The organism is Vibrio sp. 1-Bac 57 (assembly GCF_037546855.1).
Taxonomy (GTDB): Bacteria; Pseudomonadota; Gammaproteobacteria; order Enterobacterales; family Psychromonadaceae; genus Psychromonas.
Genome location: NZ_JALAAC010000017.1, coordinates 20,895 through 37,766 on the forward strand (window position 1 = coordinate 20,895; position 16,872 = coordinate 37,766).

Sequence of the window (16,872 nt, forward strand, 5' to 3'; positions counted from 1 at the left end):
GCGAAATCGGCATTACTTATCTTTGCGGGTTGTGTACTCTTAATAGCGTGATAAAATAATCATCACATCCTCTGTAACACTTCGCCCATCTAGGGTATAGACAACATTAAGATATTTTATGAGTTCTAACGGTTTAAATAGTATTGAAAAAAAAGCGGCTTTTTCTTTAGCTGCTGTTTTTGGTCTGCGTATGTTGGGTTTATTTATGATCCTGCCTGTTTTTGCTATTTATGGCGAACAGTTAATAGGTTATAGCCCAATCTGGATCGGTTTAGCGATAGGTGCTTATGGCTTGACTCAAGCTATGTTACAGATCCCCATGGGTATTTTATCTGATAAATATGGGCGTAAACCGATTATTTTGATTGGCTTATTCATTTTTCTGTTAGGTAGTATTGTGGCTGCTATGTCAGACACTATCTATGGCGTGGTATTGGGCCGAGCATTACAGGGAACCGGAGCGATTGCGAGTGCTATTTTGGCATTAGCAGCAGATTTAAGTCGTGAAGAACAACGCCCTAAAGTGATGGCAACCATTGGTATGTTCATTGGTTTATCATTTACTATTGCGATGATAATAGGCCCTATTGTGGCAGAAGCCTTTGGGTTAAGTGGATTGTTCTGGTTTATTGCACTATTAACTATTTTTGCGATGTTATTAATTCAATTTTTAGTTCCTCATTCTGTTAATAAAGCCCCACGTGGTGATAGTGTTGCTTTACCTGCTCAACTCAAAAAATTGATTCGCCACCCTCAATTGTCGCGCTTAAATTTTGGTGTATTCGCGCTGCACATGGCGATGACGGCTTGTTTTATTACATTACCTAAACAGTTTGTTGAAAGTGGTTTACAGCTTGAAGATCATTGGCAATTGTATTTACCCACATTAATCGGCTCATTCTTTTTGATGGTACCATTTATGATTTTTGCGATTAAAAAGCAAAAAGAAAAACAAATGTTATCGGCATCGGTTTTATTACTTACCCTAGCGCTATTTCTACTTTGGTACTTGCCAACAAGTTTTACCGGTTTAGTGATCACTGTGATCATGTTTTTCACAGCATTTAACTATTTAGAAGCAACAATGCCTTCTATACTATCGCGCCTTGCCCCTGCTGGTGTAAAAGGTAGTGTGATGGGCATCTACTCTAGTAGCCAATTTCTAGGCGCTTTTAGCGGCGGTGTATTAGGTGGAGCCATTGCCAGTAATTTTGGTGAACAATCTATTTTCTTAGTGATGGCAGTGATCTGCTGTATATGGTTAATCATTAGTTTAGGAATGAGCCCACTTAAAAAGTCTAAAAACCTAAGCTTCACCATTAATGTTGAAAATGAAAAACAAGCGGGAGAAGTAGCAGAACAATTAATTAATATGCCCGGTGTTATTGAAGCAACCGTGGTATTTACTGAAGCGATTGCTTATTTGAAAGTTGATGAAAAAATAGTAAATATTACCAAGATTAAAAGCCTGTTAAATCAAGTTGAATAATAGCAAAAAAGGCGTTAAGTATTAACTTAACGCCTTTTTAGCTTGTCTATTTAAGCTTTATTATTTTAAATAGCCTCAACTATCAACTATCAACTATCAACTATCAACTATCAATCGTCATAGCGACCAATCATGTTAATTATTAATCATATTAATAAGCAATAATGTAATTACTAGGCGTGTTAGTTACTAGCAATGATAAGGATTAGCAAAGACTAGCTTGCACTGTCAAAACGCCTTTAACTCAATTAAACAGCGCGAATTGCGGAGCAATCATTTGATAATCCATCGCCATCGCAATACTCAATGCAGTAATATTAACAATAGAAAAACCAAACACCTGTCGAGCCCAACCAATCACATCAATATCACGACGATAACCGCGTAATGCCATTAACAACCACCAAAAACTAGTCGTACAAGCAACCGCCATAAAAGCCGCGCCAGTATAACCACCAATAGGCAATAACATCACCACTAACGCATAGATGGCAATATAAAGCACAATATGACGTTTTGCTTTATCAATTCCCTTAGCTACCGGTAGCACTGGAATATTCGCAGCTTGATAATCTTTAAAGCGAAAAATAGCGATCGCATAAGAGTGTGGCATTTGCCATAAACTAAACATCACTAATAATATCAACGCCTCCATATCAAAGCGCCCTGTTACTGCGCAATAGCCAACCACAGGTGGCACAGCGCCGGATAAACTACCGATAAATGTGCCATAAATAGAGTTACGTTTCATATAGAGGCTATAAACACCCACATAAATAACATAACCAAATACAGCAAAAAATACAGCAGCCGACGTTGTATAAGCAATCAATAAACCAAAACCAATCACCCCTAATACAACACCGTGGCATAAAGCTGCTAGCGCAGACATCTCGCCAGTCACAGTTACTCGCGTACGCGTGCGCGCCATTTTGATATCAATATCTCTATCAATCACATTATTAATGACACACCCAGAAGCAATCACAAAAGATAAACCTAATAATGTTGCGATCATCAACCATGGATCAATATCACCACGTGACGCGAGTAAAAAACCACCCGCCACACTGATAAAATTCCCCATAATGATACCCGGCTTGGTCACACTCCAATAACGACGAAACATCTTTAACCTCTTTTTTGCCATCTATAACTCGGTTTAATACGCTTTACTAAGTTTGTAAACTTTTACGTATCCTAGTATCAACTCTGATTGAAAATAACCCTGCAACAAACGATTGCCGCAGGGTTGATTAATTTAATACATCATCATTGCGTTTGATGCATAAATAATCCAAACAGATAATCCCACTACCATAATGATAATCATCGCACTGAACAGGAATGAGAAGCTGTTTAAACGACCGTTTTCGGTAATAAAATTAAGGTGTAAAAAGTATTTCAAATGCACCCAAATTTGTACTATTGCTAAAATAACAATGCTCCACAGAGTGGTGACTTTTGAAAAGTCTCCACTGATCACCACATAAAATGGAATGGCAGTTAAAATAACAGATAATACAAAACCAATTAGATAGGTTTTGACGCTACCATGAGAGGCATCATGCTCTATTTCGTTATGGCTCATTACATTGCTCCCATTAAATAAACAACAGTGAAAACACAGATCCAAACAATATCTAAAAAGTGCCAGAATAAGCTTAAGCAACTCAAACGAGTCACTGTTGCATTGCCAAGACCACGACGAGCAACTTCTATTATCATTACCGTCATCCAGATCAAACCCGCTGTTACATGTAAACCATGTAATCCGACTAAGGCAAAAAATGAACTCAAGAAAGCACTTCCTTGAGGGCCATTACCATGCTCGATAAGGTGAGTAAACTCATAAAGTTCCATAGCGATGAACGAAGCACCTAAGCAAAAAGTGATCAACAACCAATTTAAGGTCCATCCCTTTTTTTGTCTTTGTGCAGCAATCATGGCAAAACCAAAAGTAATACTACTGATCAATAATGCGGCTGTTTCTACTGCTACAAAATCGAGTTCAAAGATATCTTTACCCGATACACCACCCGCTGTATTCATAAATAAAACAGCATAAGTCGCGAAGAACGAGGCAAATAACAAGCAGTCAGTCATTAGGTATAACCAAAAACCAAAAATCGTATCTCCGGAAGTATCATGGTGTTCATGATGCTCATGAGATACTGCTTTAGTATCTATTTGTGCACTAACAGTACTCATGCATTTATCCCCTTACTTGCGCTTAAATTATGGGCTTTTTCTGTTGCTAATATTTCTTGTGGTTGCACATAAAAATCGACATCTTTGCTGTAACAACGTTGGATAAAGACAGCAATACCGCCCACCAAACCTACAATCGCTAACCACCAAATATGCCAGATCATGGCAAAACAGAACGCCGTTAAAGTGATCCCCATAAATACGCCTGCCGTTGTGTTTTTAGGCATATGGATAGGTTCATAGCTCGCTTTAGTTTGATAAACTTGGCCTTTTTCTTTCATATCCGTCCATGCATCAATATCATCGATATGTGGAATTTCGGCGAAATTATAAGACTGTGGAGGAGAAGATGTTGCCCATTCAAGTGTATGGCCATTCCACGGATCACCCGTTTTATCATCAAGGGCCTCACGGTCTCTAAAGCTCACGTACAATTGAATCACTTGGCAAATAATACCGAACATAATGATCACAGCACCCACCATGGCAATGTGTAACCAGATGTTCCAATCAGGATTATTAGTGTGATTTAAACGACGAGTCATACCGAGGAAGCCAAGTACATAAAGTGGCATAAACGCAAGGAAGAAACCAATTAACCAACACCAAAAAGCACCTTTACCCCAACGTTCGTTAAGCTTAAAGCCCATCGCTTTAGGGAACCAGAAAGTGAAACCAGCAAGGTAACCAAATACCGCACCACCAATGATCGTATTATGGAAATGTGCAATTAAGAACAGACTATTATGTAGAACATAATCAGCACCTGGAATCGCTAATAACACCCCCGTCATACCACCGACAGTAAAGGTAACCATAAATCCAAGTGTCCACATTACTGGGACAGTCATTTGTAAACGACCACGGTAAATAGTAAATAACCAGTTGAAAAGCTTCACCCCTGTTGGCACAGCGATAACCATGGTCGCCATACCAAAGAAGGAATTAACGTTGGCACTCGACCCCATGGTAAAGAAGTGATGTAACCACACGATGAAACCTAAGATTGAAATTGCACCACTTGCATAAACCATTGACGTATAACCAAATAAACGTTTACTGGTAAAGGTTGAGATAATTTCAGAGAATATACCAAAAGCAGGTAGTACTAAGATATAAACTTCAGGATGACCCCAAGCCCAAAACAGGTTGATGTACATCATGGCGTTACCACCACCATCATTAGTAAAGAAGTGGAAACCAAGGTAACGGTCAAGTGTTAGCATTGTTAACAATGCGGTTAAGATTGGGAAAGATGCTGCAATTAAAATATTTGCCCAAGTACAGGTCCAAGTGAAAATAGGCATTTTCATTAATGTCATACCTGGTGCACGCATTTTTAAGACCGTCACTAAAAAGTTAACAGATGTTAATAATGTACCCAACCCAGATATTTGTAGGGCCCAAATATAATAATCTACTCCCACTCCAGGGCTAAATGTCAGCTCCGAAAGTGGTGGATAAGCAACCCAACCTGTTTTAGCAAACTCACCAAACACAAGTGACATATTAATTAAAATGGCACCGCTGGCTGTTAACCAAAAACTTAAATTGTTTAAGAAAGGAAAAGCAACATCACGCGCACCAATTTGTAACGGTAAAATGATGTTCATTAATCCCACCATAAATGGCATCGCCATAAAGATGATCATAATCACACCATGTGCCGTAAATATTTGGTCATAATGTTCAGGCGGAAGATAACCCGGCGCACCACTGGTTGCTAATGCAAGTTGTGAACGCATCATGATCGCATCGCTGAAACCACGGAACAACATCACTAAAGCAAGAAGGATGTACATAATACCTAAACGTTTATGGTCTACGGATGTGATCCACTCAGTCCATAAAATACCCCACTTTTTATACTTTGTAATGAGTGCAAAAAGTGCAATGCCACCGATAGCGATGGCACCCATAGTGAACACTAAAATAGGTTCATGGAACGGAATGGCATCTATCGATAATTTACCTAAAAACGACATAATTACTCCTCGCCTTGGCTGTTAGCTGAGCTAACTGAATGTTCAGCCATTTCATGATGCAAATGTTTCATACTTCCCATCTCTTTATTTTTATCCATATTGCGCGAGCCATTCATACCAGCCATGTATTTCATGATAATGGTATGGAACAAGCCTTTATCAACGCTGCCGTAATAAGTCACAGGATTGTTCTCACTGGCTAAAGCTAATTGATCATAATTTGCTTTCGTTAATGAGCCCCCCTGCGCTTTAACATCACTCACCCATTGATCAAAGTCAGCTTGTGTAGGCGTTGCAATCGCATTAAATTTCATACCAGAGAAACCAGCACCACTGTAGTTAGCAGAAATACCTTTGAAGGTACCTGGCTCATTAGCGATCAAATGCAACTTAGTTTGCATACCGGCCATTGAGTAAATTTGACTACCTAACTGTGGAATAAAGAACGAATTCATGGTGCTTTCTGAGGTGATTTTGTATTCAACCGGTACATTTGCTGGGAACACCAATTCATTGACTGTCGCAATACCTTGTTCCGGATAAATAAATAACCATTTCCAGTTTAAGGAAACAACTTCAACAGTAAGGTGTTTGCCTTTACCTTCAATCGGCTTGTAAGGGTCTAAGCTATGAGTTGATTGCCAAGTAATCACGCCTAAAATAATCACGATAAGGATTGGAACTGCCCAAACAAAAGCTTCTATTTTATTTGAGTGGGCCCATTTCGGCGCATAAATTTCGTGGGTCTGTGTGTCTCTATATTTCCAAGCGAAATATAAAGTCATTACAATAACGGGGATCACGACGAGTAGCATGAGTACAGTAGCGATGATGATTAAGTTTTTCTCATCAATACCTATTTGACCTTTTGGGTCGAGCACTCCGCCTGAGCAGCCGGACAAAACCAGCACCATGCTAGCTAAGGCTATATTACAAAGGTTGCGAATTAACAATGGACTATCCTACTAATACCAATTCACATAACTAATGAAAAAGCTAACTTACTGTAGTAAATCAACTAAACACATGTAATTAAGTGAATTGATATAACCTAAAATTTAAAAGATGTTATTTGATGCACCACAGCGACTATAAAGTCGGTACATAAAACAACGGAGTAGAAATTCTCTGATATTTTTTTACTCAACACAAAAATAGGGTGACAAAAAATAACAGTAGATTGAATAAGGGAGGTGAATCGCAAACACATGCGGCTACAAAAAACAAAGATGATTAAAAAACTAAAACAGCTAAGCTACAGGTAGCGATTAACCATTTACAGCTGGGGGAGCACGGCAACCGTGAATACTGAGGGAAATAAAAGATTGTAGGGTTTCGCAAAAAGAAACCGCTGTTTTACGTAACACCATCGCCGTTCGGCGAGCAGGAAAGTATAAAAATAATAACCAGCATAAACCAATTAATAGTTGACTCGACATTAATGAGTCATCAAAAAGGCTGCCACTATTAACTGACATAGACTCAGAAAAAGCCCCTTCACTTAATAGATGATTTAATTCGCTAATATCGTCAATTAAGCCATTCAACAACATGAATACATAAATGCATAATAGCGTTAAAATAGGCAGTAACTTGCCCTCCATTCCTATTGCACGGGCACTCAAACCTAATCCACTAACTGTGGATTGCGATTTAATTTGCTGACAATATTGTAGAGGAAACAGTACACTCAAAAGTTATTACCTTAATGATCCGGAAAAATCAATTAAACCTCCTACTTCATTTCCAAATATATTTGCATGATGTAAATCAACAAACTAGTAAGAAGCAAGGGAATTTTCGGCAGTATAACAAAGTCGTTGAGCGCGACAAGTAGAAAAGACGTTAAGTAATAAATGAATTAATTTTCAATACCAATAAAGCAGTAAAAATTTGTTGCCATCAGGTTCAAATAGCTTTTTATGGCTATGGCTTATTATTAACCATTAATTACATGTCTATCTATCCGATCATCAGTTAAAATAACAAATTATCAACATTGTACTTAAAAACCTTCCCCCGATTAACGAATTTAATTTTCAAGCAGGGTTTCAAGTCATGTTAAGCTTAAATATCAGTCATGATATAAAAATTCCAAAGGCAGTAAAATTAAATGAGTAAAGCGAATATCCAGTGGTTTCCTGGACACATGCACAAAGCACACAAACAAATTCAAGAAGTACTTCCACAAGTTGATATTATTATTGAAGTTGTTGATGCACGTATCCCTTACAGTAGCGAAAACCCACTGATAGCAGCTATTAGAAAGAAAACGCCTTGTATTAAAGTATTAAATAAAGCGGACCTTGCGGATCCAGAAATTACCGCCAGATGGATTGAGTATTTAGAACAAGATCAAGATGTAAAAGCGATTGCCATTACCACTAGCAAACCTGAGCAAGTGCATCAGATCACTAAACTCTGTGAAAAGATGTTACCTAATCGATTAGGGCAAGATAAACAAATTCGAGCCATGATCATGGGTATTCCTAATGTAGGTAAATCCACCATCATTAATATTTTAGCTGATCGTATTATTGCTAAAACGGGTAATGAACCTGCAGTGACTAAAAATCAGCAACGTATCCGCTTACCAAGTGGCATTATGTTGTCCGATACACCAGGTTTTTTATGGCCTAAAATTGAGAATGCAAATTCTGGTTATCGTTTAGCGGTAACGGGAGCGATTAAAGATACTGCTATTGAGTATGAAGATATTGCATATTACGCAGCGGAATATTTAATAAAACACTATTTGCCTCGTTTACAGCAGCGTTATGAGTTTGAGGAAACTCCGCAATCGGACCATGAGTTAATGGAACTGATTGCTAAACGTCGCGGTGCATTGCGTGCAGGTGGGCATTTTGATATCTACAAAGTATCAACAATCCTGTTAAACGAGCTGCGTTCTGGCGCATTAGGTTTATTAAGTTTAGAAATACCTGAAATGGTGGCGGTTGAAAAACTGGAAGTTGAAGTGATCATGGCAGAAAAACTGAAAAAGAAAATTGAAGTTAAAGAAGCAAGAAGAAAAAGATACAAGAAAAATAGATAATATCGATAACTTCTTACTATGCGAATTAACGCTAAAGTGTTTAAGCATGAGATAGGAAAATATAGCTATTAGATAAGTCTTAGATAAACATCACATTGGCTTTTTACATTTTTTATAAACCCTGTAAATAATGCTAATACTAATGTGATGACATTGTTGTAACAATCAATCCTACCTACCTATTCCTTGTTTTTTATCCACAATATACATAGATATTTTATCGCGCAGATTTTAAATTGATTTATATAACTCCTTTATCAAAAAAAGGTTTATATGCACTCTGCAATATCTGTTATCATTAATAATTGAGCATTAGTATTATTTAATATCTGATATGTAAATCTGCATTGTCAAAAAAGGAATTCTGAGTGCCCATCAATATCAGAGTGTGTATTTGTTTTTTTGCATTGTTTGTTAATACACTGCATGCAAAAGAATTCAAGCAAATAACTTTGCAAGCTTCTTGGTTTGAGCAATTTCAATTTGCTGGCTACTATATGGCCAAAGAAAAAGGCTTTTATAATGAAGTTGGTTTAGCACTGACAATAAAACCTTTTCACATTGAGATACAAAATGAGATCGCTCAATTAGTCACTGATGGCAAAGTAGATTTTGCAGTTGGTAAAGAAAACCTCATTTTAGAGCAAGCTCAACATAAAAAAATAATTGCTTTGTATGCCCTTTTTCAATCCAGTCCCTTAGCTATTTTCAGCACTAAAAAATCTCATATTGATACATTCAAAGATTTCCTAGGTAAACGGATCATGACCACCCAGGCCGATGCTCAGCAAGTCTCATTGAAGTCCATGTTGAGTTCACACCATGTGCAAGAATCAGACTTAACTTATTTAACTCATACGCATGATATAAAAGACCTCATCAATAACAAAACTGATTTAATCTCTGGTTATGTATCAAAAACCCCACACGATTTAGAAGCCTTAGGTGTACCCTTTAATACTTTTTCACCACAAGATTATGGTTTTGATTTGTATAGCGATTTTTTGTATACCAGCCAAAATTTTATGGCTAATAATAAACTACAGGCCGAAGCCTTTAGAGCCGCATCTTTAAAAGGCTGGCAATATGCGTTTGATAATATAGATGAAGCCGTTGATATAATATTTGAAAAATACAATGAACAAAACATAAGTAAATCAGCCCTTTTATTTGAAGCAAAAGCACTTAAAAAATTAGCCTACCTCAATACACCAACACTTGGTGTTATTGATGAGAATAAACTAAAAAAGAGCTTTGATTTATATAAGGTACTAGGGGTTGATAAAGGACCGATTGATTTCAGTCAGTTCATTTACGATAAAACGAACCCTTTTCTGTTCTTAACATCGCAGGAAAAAAGCTATTTAAAGAATAAGCAAAAGATAACAGTATGTATTGATCCTAACTGGTTACCCTATGATGCTTTTGATAATACAGGTCAACATATTGGGTTGAATACTGAGTTTCTTGATATCTTTAGAAAGCGCCTATCTATTCCATTAGAAGTCGTAAGAACTAAATCATGGGTTGAATCAGTGCTTTTTGCCAAACAAAGGAAGTGTGACCTTTTATCATTTGCTGGTGTCACTGAAGAGAGAAAAGAGTATCTTAACTTTACGGCTCCTTACTTAACTTTCCCCCGTGTATTAGTAACTAAACCAGACTTGCCATTCGTTAACAATTTTACTCTCTTAATAGATAAAAAAATTGGCATGGTTCAAGGCTACGCACAACAGGATATGATTAAAAATACTTATCCCAATATCATTATAGTAAATGTTAAGTCGATAAAAGATGGCCTTAATAAAGTAGCTAACGGCGAACTTTATGGTTTCATTGATGCTTTAGATGCTGTTGGCTATTTTTTACAAGAAGATTTCTTAGGACAGTTAAAAGTCAGTGGGAAATTTGACCAAAAAAGGGAGCTAGGTCTTGGCGTTAGAAATGACCACCCCCTTTTATTAAGTATATTTAACAAACTAATTGATAACTTATCGCAAAAATCAATCAAGAGCATTACCGATAAAAGTGCATCCATTCAATATGTTGATAAATTTAACTATCAATTATTATGGTGGTTATTATTAATTGTATTAGTCATTATTGCGGCCTTTGTATACAGACAGAGTTTGTTGAAAGATTTAAATAATAAATTGAATGAAAAAGTTGCAGAAAAAACAAAAGCCTTACAGGAACTAAATGAAAGCTTAGAGCTAAAAATAGAACAGCGCACTCAGCAAATCGAACATTCAAAACGTCTATTACAAGACGTTGCTTACAAAGATAATTTAACCGGTGTTTTTAATCGACATTATTTAGATGAAAAGTCGCTATGCTTTTTTAAACAAGCCGATATGCTTAATCAACCTCTCTCTCTATTATTAATTGATATCGATTATTTTAAAAAAGTAAATGATGTTCATGGACATATTGTTGGAGATAAAGTGTTAACTCATTTTGTTAACAATATTAGAAAAACCTTAAGAGCTGATGATTTACTGGTGCGCTATGGCGGAGAAGAATTTATTTTACTGCTACCTAAAGAGGATTTACAACAAAGTTTAATCGTTGCAGAAAAACTACGAAAACATATAGAGTTGCATCCTTATCAACTGGATGAAGGAATGAATTTAATCAAGATTACAGTTAGCATAGGTGTTGGAGAATATGAAACTGGCGATTCCTTAGAACAATTCATCGGCAAAGCTGATTCAGCATTATATACCGCCAAAAATAAAGGCAGAAATCAAGTACAAACAATTATTAAGAAATAAACAACTTAGATTCAAAGCAAAAGGTTCTAGGCGGAGGTTGCAGACAATAAAACTAGTTATATTTTTGAGCCTGTACATCATACTGGTAAACGCCATATTACTTTCAGAGTTTAAATCTCTTAAAAATAGTTATTATCAAGATATATTAAATGATTTTTTTTAAGCTGTGATCAATGATTTACATTGATATACATTTATCAGCTATATTTGTTTTCATATAAAATTTATATACTATTTTCATCTAATATTAGGTCTACTCCCTCACTATCAGACCATTCAAGTTGTCCCCGAAGCCATCTATTAATAGTAAGCTTATATTAGCTACTCAGCTTAAATAGCAAGGATAAAAAATGACAAACCTTGAACCACAAATAAGCGCTAAAATTTATATAAAAAAATCTACTATTTTTCTCTCAATGCAAAAACTTATAAACGTCCAACTTCCTTTAAGCACGCTCAGTTTTCCTAGCCTATTTTTTCTACCAACTTTGTATAATGTGAAACTATGAAATTAAACAATTCAAAGTCACCTCACCTACTGATTAATGATACGGAGCTGTTATTTAAAATGGCTTTCAATCAACCATTTTATTTCATGGCAATACTCTCACCGGAAGGAAATGTCTTAGACGTTAATGACTTAGCATTAACATCAAAAGGTGTGAAAAAAGAAGATTATATTGGCAAGCTATTTTGGAAATCCCCTGCATGGTCTAACTTGCCTGAATGGGAGAGTCTTTGGATGAAACGCTTAGCTAAAGCGTCCAGTCAACAAAAAGCGGTAATAACGGAAGATAGTTACAAACTTGCAGATGGCTCTGTTTATTATACTGATGTATCGACAACTGCTATTTATACCCCTAATAACCAACTCTCTGGTTATATGATCCAAGCTATTGATACGACAAAACACAGACAAAAATATAGACAAATAGAAGATACAACAAAAAAAGATGATACTGACTTAGAGCTGGTTCTAGAACAAAGCAAGGTTGGTAATTGGTCTCTTAATCTTGTTAACCAGAGTTCTCAACGTTCTCTGACACACGACCAAATATTTGGTTACGACTCATTGGTACCCCATTGGACTGCAGATACATTTCTTCAACACGTCATCCCTGAAGAACAAATAGAGGTAACTAACAAACTCCAACAAGCTATTGCAAATAAAATGAATTGGAAAATTGAGTGTCGAATTATTCGAACCGATGGTGAAATTCGTTGGATTTTAGCTTCAGGTGGACATGTGATTGACGCACCAGGTCAATCAAAGTTAATGGTCGGAATAGTACAAGATATAACCGATCTAAAAAAAGCAGAGCATGCTAATTTACAACATAGTGCTGAACTACAAAGCATATTTAACGCGCTACCAGATACTTACTTTCGTATACAATCCGATGGAAAAATTCTAGATTATCGTACACAAAATAAAAGCGAGCTGTTTAAAGTACCCGAACAATTTATTGGTAAACGCATGCAAGATATTTTACCAAAAGATACTGGCGCATTATTCCAATCAAAAATAGATGAGATCATGCAGGTAGATAAGGTAGTTACTTTTAATTATCAATTATCTACTAATAATCAAGTAGCTCACTTGGAAGCTCGACTTAATAGAATTCATTTGCATGACCAACTTGTGTGTGTTGTTCGTAATGTTACAGATCAATATGAATCCAGAGAATCTTTAGAGGTCAGTGAACAACTATTTCGTACTATTTTTGAACAAGCATCGGTTGGCGTTGCATTGGTCAGTTTTGATATCAAAAAGGTCATTCGTATTAATCAACAGTTTTGCGATATGGTTGGCTACAGTAAAGAAGAAATGTCAGACCCTAATATTTTTGAAAAAATCACACACCCTGATGATCTAAAAAGCAGTTTACATAAACGAAATAAAGTAATAAGTGGTAAAGAACAATCTACAACAATGGATAAACGTTATATGCACAAAGATGGGCATATCGTTTGGGTTGAGCAGACCATTTCCCTTACTCGTAAAGTCGGCGGCCTAGCTAAAACTATTCTTGTCGTTGCTCAGGATATTAGCCAACGTAAAAAAGCAGAAGAAAGATTACTACTATCCTCTAAAGTATTTAGTGATACTAATGAAGGTATTGTCATTACAGATGCTCAGCAACTTATTGTGGATGTTAATCCAGCCTTCGTTAGAATAACAGGCTTTAGCAAACAGGAAGTTATGGGTAAACTGCCCAGCTTCTTAGGGTCTGGTAAGCAAAGCCCGCAGTTTTATGAAGAGATGTGGTCATCAATTAAAACCCACGGGCATTGGCAAGGCGAAGTTTGGAACAGAACAAAACAAGGAGAACTCTATGCTGAACTGCTCAATATCTCATCACTAACCAATCAACAAAATCGAGTCACTCACTACATAGGTGTATTTTCCGATATTACCAGCATTAAGCAACAACAAGAAAAACTTAACCTGATGGCGCACTATGATGTACTGACTAAATTACCTAATAGAGCTTTATTTATAGATCGTTTTCATCAATCTATTGCCCATAGTATTCGTACAGGCCATCAACTAGCGGTGTGCTTCCTAGATTTAGATAATTTCAAACCTGTAAATGATACCTATGGTCACGAAGCGGGTGACCATTTATTAATTGAAGTATCAGAACGTATTATTGGTTGCATCCGAGAAGAAGACACGGTTTCCCGCCAAGGTGGTGATGAGTTTGCCATCTTATTGAATGATATTAAATCGCCTTCACAATATGAAGCAACCGTCAAACGCATTCATAAAGCGTTAGCCATACCTTATATAATTGATGATATTGAGCATCATCTTACTGTCTCTAGTGGTGTTACCCTTTATCCATCAGATAATGCTGATATAGATACTCTATTACGTCATGCTGACCATGCAATGTACCAATCTAAATTAGCGGGTAAAAATCGCTCTCAATTATATAGTCCAGATTCAGACCAACGTATAATTCAACACAACCTTCAATTAGAAGAAATTAATCGCGCTTTAATCAATAATGAATTTCAATTGTACTATCAACCGAAAGTTAATATGGCAACAGGTGAGGTGTTTGGAGCCGAAGCCTTAATTCGCTGGCTTCACCCAGAAAGAGGCATGATACCACCACTAGATTTCTTACCATTTATCGACGGAACATCATTAGAAATTAAGATTGGAGAATGGGTTATCAATGAGGCCCTGCAACAACTTGAAAACTGGCAGCTACAAGGTATTGAACTTGAAGTGAGTATCAATATTGCTTCTTATCACCTGCTCTCTTCCTCTTTTTTTATTGTGCTTGAACAGTGCTTAGCTGAACACCCTGCAATTAAACCTCAATGTTTGCAATTAGAAATTTTGGAAAGCTCTACTTTAGGTGATCTCAAAACAATTACTCATATTATCAAGGAGTGTCAAACGCTGTTAGGTGTCAGTTTTGCTTTGGATGATTTTGGCACAGGTTACTCATCATTAACTCATTTAAGAAGTTTACCTGCGGAAACGATTAAGATTGATCAAAGTTTCGTCAGAGACATGCTAGATGATCCAAGTGATTACTCAATTATTGATGGTGTTATTTCATTAACAAAATCATTTAATCGTAATGTTATTGCTGAAGGCGTTGAAACTAATGAGCATGGATTGATGCTGTTATTGATGGGATGCCAACAAGCTCAAGGTTATGGAATAGCGAAACCGATGTCAGCACCAGCCCTGTCGAAATGGTTAAGTGGCTATATTCCTAACCAAACCTGGATCACTTGCAGTAAAAAAGAGCACAATAATAAACAAAAAAATCTGAAAATATTTAAGCTAATTACCACACAGTGGAAAGATAAACTAAGAAAACAGATTTTATTACCCCCGAATAACAAAATAGTTTGGCCAATACTTGATAATCAACTATGTCATTGTGGTAACTGGACTTTCCTAAGGAAACAAGAGCAGTTATTTACAGAAGAAGAGATGCAACAGCTTGAAAATGCTCATGACAAAATACATAAAATAGCTTATTCGTTACAGCTTAAATACCAAGCCGGAGAACTAGAATCGGCACGCGCTGACTTAGCTGAGCTTGATTTGGCTTTTATTGAAATGAACAACACAATTGGCCTATAGGAAATATTAGTTAACCTTTACGTTATGACTAATATTGGTTGGCAACGGCTATATATATCCTGACTAGAGGTAGAAATAGCCGATATCTTATTTTTAGATTTTCAATAAAAAAGATTTATGCCGCCGGTAATCTCAACTAAATTAGAATCACTTTACATAAGTGACACTCGGCTATACAAATACGGAATAAAATCAATATATCAATATGATGAAATTGAATCTATTGATAGGCTAGCCGAGGCAGTGATGACTAATTTTAATAGGCCACTATACTTTTGTAATTTAACCTAATTTCCTTGATATAATGCTAAAAAATACAAGTAAACGATTAAGTAATATCCATTTCATATTCAATTACATAAAGAGATCAAACTCTATGATTTTAATCCTTCATTTCATTATTTTACTTGGCTATGCCATATAAAGGCGCTAGATTGTTTGTTAAGAATAGTTATATTTTCATGTTCATCACTTGCTCTTCCCGCCAGCCCATAACAAACATGCAAAGGTAATAAATGTTCTTCTCGTGGATGACAATAGCGAGCATGCGGAGCCTGAGCCCAGTTTGTCATTCTTTCATTACGATCATCTTCGCGAATATTTTTGTCGCTCAACGTTATACTTAACCAATCTTCAAACTGTTGATTTTTTAATTGGTTATCAGCCGTATTAGGTGCAAAGAATGCTTTCATATTATGAAATGAGAAGCCTGACCCTATCACTAGTAAATTATCATAATCAAGTAACTGTAGTGCTTTCCCAATGGCTAGATGCTGCGCAGGATCTAGACTATTCACTAATGAAAGCTGAATAACAGGAATATCAGCAGCGGGATACATTAACGTCAATGGAACATAGACACCGTGGTCATAACCTCTTTTATATTCAAGTTTAGCTGGTATGCCAGATTGCTTTAATACCTGCTGTACTTGTTTTGCAAGCTCAGGTTCTCCTGGGCTTGGATACTTCACTTCATATGCTGGAGCAGGAAAGCCGTAGTAATCGTAGATCAATTCAGGGTTTGGCTGCGCAGTGATCATCACCTGTTCTGCTTCCCAATGCGCACTAATCAATAAAATAGCACTTGGTTTAGATATTTTTTGGGGTAGCGATTTTAAATAAGACACCATTTCAGCGTGCGCAGGGTCATCAAACAATGGCATAGGGCCACCACCATGAGAAATAAAAGCGATATTTACGTTTTTCATATTAACTCCAAACAATAAATTAGGTTTAAGGTG

11 protein-coding genes are annotated in these 16,872 nt (G+C 36.5%); 4 read left to right on the plus strand and 7 right to left on the minus strand.

Features of this window, described 5'->3' with window-relative positions; translation table 11 throughout:
- Nucleotides 1–118: 118 nt before the first annotated feature.
- A complete protein-coding gene (locus MT391_RS12170) occupies nucleotides 119–1,489 on the plus strand; it encodes an MFS transporter (RefSeq protein WP_499498280.1) in 1,371 nt (456 codons plus the stop codon).
- 244 nt (nucleotides 1,490–1,733) lie between these two features.
- Here the strand turns inward: MT391_RS12170 and cyoE are convergent, their stop codons facing one another.
- From cyoE to MT391_RS12200, 6 genes are all read right to left on the minus strand, one after another.
- Nucleotides 1,734–2,618, minus strand: a complete 885-nt coding sequence (cyoE, locus tag MT391_RS12175; RefSeq protein ID WP_166370497.1) for a heme o synthase — start codon at nucleotides 2,616–2,618, stop codon at nucleotides 1,734–1,736.
- Nucleotides 2,619–2,750: 132 nt separating this feature from the next.
- Nucleotides 2,751–3,080 (minus strand): cytochrome o ubiquinol oxidase subunit IV, encoded by a 330-nt coding sequence (gene cyoD / locus MT391_RS12180; RefSeq protein WP_499442358.1) that lies wholly within the window; start codon nucleotides 3,078–3,080, stop codon nucleotides 2,751–2,753.
- The gene (gene cyoC / locus MT391_RS12185; protein WP_499442359.1) at nucleotides 3,080–3,700 is read right to left on the minus strand and encodes a cytochrome o ubiquinol oxidase subunit III; all 621 of its coding nucleotides are present in this window, start codon (nucleotides 3,698–3,700) and stop codon (nucleotides 3,080–3,082) included. Before cyoC ends, cyoD begins: the two co-directional genes overlap by 1 nt.
- Complete coding sequence (gene cyoB / locus MT391_RS12190; protein ID WP_499498282.1) at nucleotides 3,697–5,685, minus strand: cytochrome o ubiquinol oxidase subunit I; 1,989 nt, start codon at nucleotides 5,683–5,685, stop codon at nucleotides 3,697–3,699. Before cyoB ends, cyoC begins: the two co-directional genes overlap by 4 nt.
- Before the next feature lie 2 nt (nucleotides 5,686–5,687).
- The gene (gene cyoA / locus MT391_RS12195; protein ID WP_499498332.1) at nucleotides 5,688–6,599 is read right to left on the minus strand and encodes a ubiquinol oxidase subunit II; all 912 of its coding nucleotides are present in this window, start codon (nucleotides 6,597–6,599) and stop codon (nucleotides 5,688–5,690) included.
- Nucleotides 6,600–6,953: 354 nt separating this feature from the next.
- Nucleotides 6,954–7,379 carry a hypothetical protein gene (locus MT391_RS12200; protein ID WP_166370507.1) on the minus strand — a complete coding sequence of 142 codons (426 nt, stop codon included), beginning with the start codon at nucleotides 7,377–7,379 and terminating at the stop codon, nucleotides 6,954–6,956.
- A 419-nt stretch (nucleotides 7,380–7,798) separates the two neighbouring features.
- Here MT391_RS12200 and ylqF point away from each other — a divergent pair, with 419 nt between their 5' ends.
- From ylqF to MT391_RS12215, 3 genes are all read left to right on the plus strand, one after another.
- Complete coding sequence (gene ylqF, locus MT391_RS12205; protein WP_166370509.1) at nucleotides 7,799–8,740, plus strand: ribosome biogenesis GTPase YlqF; 942 nt, start codon at nucleotides 7,799–7,801, stop codon at nucleotides 8,738–8,740.
- A gap of 368 nt (nucleotides 8,741–9,108) precedes the next feature.
- Complete coding sequence (locus MT391_RS12210) at nucleotides 9,109–11,514, plus strand: diguanylate cyclase (protein ID WP_499498284.1); 2,406 nt, start codon at nucleotides 9,109–9,111, stop codon at nucleotides 11,512–11,514.
- Nucleotides 11,515–12,019: 505 nt separating this feature from the next.
- Nucleotides 12,020–15,631, plus strand: a complete 3,612-nt coding sequence (locus MT391_RS12215; RefSeq protein WP_499498285.1) for a PAS domain S-box protein — start codon at nucleotides 12,020–12,022, stop codon at nucleotides 15,629–15,631.
- A 398-nt stretch (nucleotides 15,632–16,029) separates the two neighbouring features.
- On the opposite strand, the gene MT391_RS12220 is transcribed toward MT391_RS12215, so the two are convergent.
- Entirely contained in the window at nucleotides 16,030–16,839 is an 810-nt protein-coding gene (locus MT391_RS12220; RefSeq protein WP_499498287.1) for a DODA-type extradiol aromatic ring-opening family dioxygenase, read from the minus strand.
- Between the last annotated feature and the right edge of the window lie 33 nt (nucleotides 16,840–16,872).